Source organism: Kitasatospora sp. MY 5-36, assembly GCF_001182915.1.
GTDB lineage: Bacteria > Actinomycetota > Actinomycetes > Streptomycetales > Streptomycetaceae > Kitasatospora.
In genome coordinates, this window is the sequence record NZ_LFVW01000842.1 from 1 (window position 1) to 3,926 (window position 3,926).

General features: G+C 75.5%; 3 protein-coding genes. All 3 read left to right on the forward strand.

Annotated elements, in window-relative coordinates:
• The first annotated feature begins 127 nt into the window (after positions 1 to 127).
• Entirely contained in the window at positions 128 to 1,120 is a 993-nt protein-coding gene (locus AE652_RS37015) for an asparagine synthetase A (RefSeq protein WP_049659562.1), read from the forward strand.
• The gene (locus AE652_RS37020) at positions 1,117 to 2,379 is read left to right on the forward strand and encodes a glutamate synthase-related protein (RefSeq protein ID WP_049659564.1); all 1,263 of its coding nucleotides are present in this window, start codon (positions 1,117 to 1,119) and stop codon (positions 2,377 to 2,379) included. Before AE652_RS37015 ends, AE652_RS37020 begins: the two co-directional genes overlap by 4 nt.
• 123 nt (positions 2,380 to 2,502) lie before the next feature.
• On the forward strand, positions 2,503 to 3,926 hold a 1,424-nt coding region (locus AE652_RS37025), incomplete at its 3' end, for an amino acid adenylation domain-containing protein (protein WP_234348676.1).

Consider the following 3,926-nt stretch of genomic DNA (forward strand, 5'->3'; position numbering starts at 1 on the left):
CGCTGAGCCGCCGCCCAGCCGAGCCGCCCGCGCTGCAGCCGTCCCGCCCGGCCGGCGCTCCACCACCGACGACCGCCCGCGCCCCCGACGGCGGACCACGGCCCCCCGAGAGAAGAGGACTCCGACCATGCCCGACGCCACCTCCCTGCCCCCGACCGATCCGGGCCGGCACCTGACCGACCCGACCACCCGCAGCGCGCTGCGGATCCAGCAGCACCTGCTGTCCGCCGCCCGCGAGTTCCTGCGCGGCCGGGGCTTCACCGAGCTGCTGCCGCCGATCATCGGCCCGGTCACCGACCCCGGCGCGCGCGGCTCGAAGCAGGTGGACATCGACTTCTACGGCCACCGCTACAAGCTGATGACCAGCGCGATCCTGTACAAGCAGGCCTCGCTGCTCGCCTTCGACAAGATCTTCTGCATCGCCCCGAACGTCCGTCTGGAGCCGCTGGAGACCGCCGGGACGAGCCGGCACCTGGCCGAGTTCCACCAGCTGGACGTGGAGGCGGCCGGCGCGAGCCGGGACGACGCCGTCCGGCTGGCCGAGGAGCTGGTGGTGCACATCGTCGGCAGCACGGTGCGCGAGCTGCCCAAGGAGTTCGCCGAACTCGGCCGGGACCCGCAGGCGTTCGCCGACCTGCTGAAGGGCTCCTTCGGCCGCGTCCGGCACGCCGAGGCGGTCGCCGAACTGCGCGGGATCGGGCACCCGCAGAGCCTGGACGCCGAACTCGACTGGGAGGGCGAGGCGTTGCTGTCGGCCCGGCGCGACCGGCCGTTCTTCGTCACCGACTACCCGAAGGGCTCACGCGGCTTCTACGATCGCGAGCACCCGCAGGACCCGGGCCTGCTGCGGAACTTCGACCTGCTCGCGCCCGAGGGCTACGGCGAGCTGTGCAGCGGCAGCCAGCGCACCAACGACTACGCGGAGATCGTCACCCGGATGCGGGAGACCGGCGAGAACCCGCAGAAGTACCGCTGGTACCTGGACCTGGTGCGCGAGGGCGTGCCGGCCAGCGCGGGCTTCGGCATCGGCGTCGAGCGGCTCACCCGGTACGTCGCCGGGCTGGACGCCGTCTGGCAGGCCAGCGCGTTCCCCAAGGTCGCCGGGGTGGTGTCGCCATGAGCGACCTGACCGCGCCGGGGTTCCCGGAGGAGGAGGTCCGGCGGCGGGCCCGGGCCGGGGCGGCCGCCGTGTTCCCGCCCGCCGAGGAGTACGGGCGGGTGCTGTTCGGCGCCGGCGCGGCCGAGGAGGCACAGTCGTCCGACGCCCTCGACGCCCTGCGGATCGTCCCGCCGCTGTTCCTGCCGCAGCGGCTCGCCAAGCTGATCGACCTGGGCCGCGAGCCCGACTACCGGGACGTCGAACTCGCCACCACCATCGGCGGGTTCGCCTCCGCGCTGCCGGTGTACGTCTCCGCGACCGGCTCCACCCGGGCGGCCGGCGGCGACCTCGGACTGGCCCTCAGCCGGCAGGCCGGGGCGCTCGGGATCCCGATGGTGATCGGCGAGAACGTGGTGCCCGTCAACGGCTACGGCCGGCTCGGCGAGGCCGCCGACCGCACCCTGCTCGGCCGGCTGCGCGCCTACGGCGAGGAACTCCCGGACGGGCTCGGCGGGGTGGCCGTCCAGCAGAGCACCGAGGACGCCGACGCCGAGGTGTGGAACCTCGTCCACAGCGACCCGGCCGCCCTGCCGCTGCTCGAATCCGGGCGGCTGGCCTTCGAGTTGAAGGTCGGCCAGGGCGCCAAACCGGGCCTGGGCGGGATGACCGTGCTGGACGCGGAGGCCGCCGCCGCGCTCGGCGACCGCTTCGGGCTCGACCCGCTGTTCGGCGACGGGCGGGTGCTGCGCGCCGCCACCCCGGGCACCTTCACCGCGGAGATCCTGCGCCAGCAGATCCGGCTGATGCGCAACAACTACCCGCGGGTGCGGATCTGGGTGAAGCTCTACCCCGGCCGGGACGTGGCCGACGCCGCCCGGGTGGCGCACGAGGCCGGGGCGGACGCCGTCGTGGTGGACGGCGCGGAGGGCGGCACCGGCTGGGCGCCGGGGGTGTTCCTGCCGCACGTCGGCCTGCCGCTCGCGGAGTGCCTGCGCCGGCTGGCGGTCGTGCCGCCGCCCTGCCTGCTGGTCTCCGGGCGGATCTGGGAGGGCGCCCGGGCGGTCAAGAGCCTGGCGCTGGGGGCCCGCGCGGTGGGCCTCGGGCGGGCGGCGCTGCTCGCCGTCGCGGAGGACCGGGAATCCGGGCTCCGCCGTTTCACGGAATGCCTGGCGCTGGAACTCCGGCTGCTGATCAGCGCGCTCGGGAAGTACTCCCCGGAGGCCCTGGAAGAGGCGGACGTCTGGTCCCCCGGGAGTTCCGGAGTCCCCCTCGGCCGGTAGCCCTGGCCTGCTCGGGAAGCGGCAGAAGGAAACTGCCGACTTCCTTCCGCCCGTTCTGCCGATAGGGCCTTCGTAATCCCCCTATCGCCTTCTTCGCCGATTCCTCTCACGATCTGGGGCTGGATGATGTCCTCTCGCGGTTTTCCCGTCGAATTCACGGCGCCCGCATTCGCGCCGTTCGCCTCCGCCGTCGCGCGCTTCCCGGAGCGGCCGGCCGTCCGGGCCGGGGCCCGGACCGTCGGCTACCGGGAGCTGGACGGACTGAGCGCCGCCCTCGCCGCCCGGCTCGCCCCCGGGCGGACGGTCGCCGTGACCGGCCGCGACCGGCTGGACCACGTGGTCGCGCTGCTGGCGGCGCTGCGGGCGGGGGCCACCTACCTGCCGCTGGACCGGGAGGCGCCCGAGGAGCGCAACCGCTGGATCGTCGAGGACGCCGGGGCCGGGCTCGCCCTCGACGGCGAGGAGCTCACCGAGCTCGGCGAAGGGAAGGGCACGGGCGCCGGCTACGTCATCTACACCTCCGGCACCACCGGCCGCCCCAAGGGCGTGCACGTCCCGCTCGCGGCCCTGACCGGCCACCTGGCCGGTGTGGTCGAGGCCCTCGGCCTGACCGAGCGGGACGTGGTGCTGCAGTTCGCCCGTCCGACCGTGGACGTGGCCGTGGAGCAGGTGCTCGGCGCGCTGTCCGCCGGGGCCTGCCTCGTCCTGCCGGAGCAGCGGCTGCTCGCCCCGGCCGCGCTGCTGGAACTGCTGGACGCCGAGGGCGTCACCGTCGCCAACCTGGCCGCGGGCTACTTCCAGGACGTGGTGGCGGCGCTGGGCGGCCGGGTGCCGCGCACCCTGCGGCTGATGGTCTCCGGCAGCGACAAGCTGGAGCCGGCCACCGCCGCCGCCTGGTGGGCGGCGACCGGGGTGCCGCTGCTGAACGCGTACGGTCCGACCGAGACGGTGGTCACCGCCACCGTCCACCGGCTCGACGGCGGTCAGGAGCAGCCGGGTGCCCGGGTGCCGATCGGCACCGCCGTCGGCGGGCGGCTGCTGCACGTGCTCGACGAGCGGCTGCGGCCGGTGCCGCCCGGCGAGGCCGGTGAACTGTACGTCGGCGGGCCGCTGTTGGCCTCCGGCTACCTCGGCCGCCCGGGCCTGACCGCCGGCCGCTTCGTCGCCGACCCGTTCGCGGACCCGGACGGTCCCGGGGGTGCCCGGATGTACCGCACCGGCGACCTGGTGCGCCGAGCCACCGGGGAGGGCCCGCTGGAGTTCCTCGGCCGCACCGACCACCAGGTGAAGATCCGCGGCTTCCGGGTCGAGCCCGGGGAGGTCGAGCAGGTGCTGGCCGGCCACCCCGGCGTCACCGGCTGCGTGGTGGTGGCGCACGAGGGCCGGCTGGCCGCGTACGTCAGCGGCGCCGCGCCCGGGTACGCCGAGGCCCGGGCCTGGCTGGCCGAGCGGCTGCCCGAGCACATGGTCCCGGCGACGCTCACCGCGCTGGAGGCCTTCCCGCTGACGGCCGGCGGCAAGGTGGACCGCGCGGCGCTGCCCGAGCC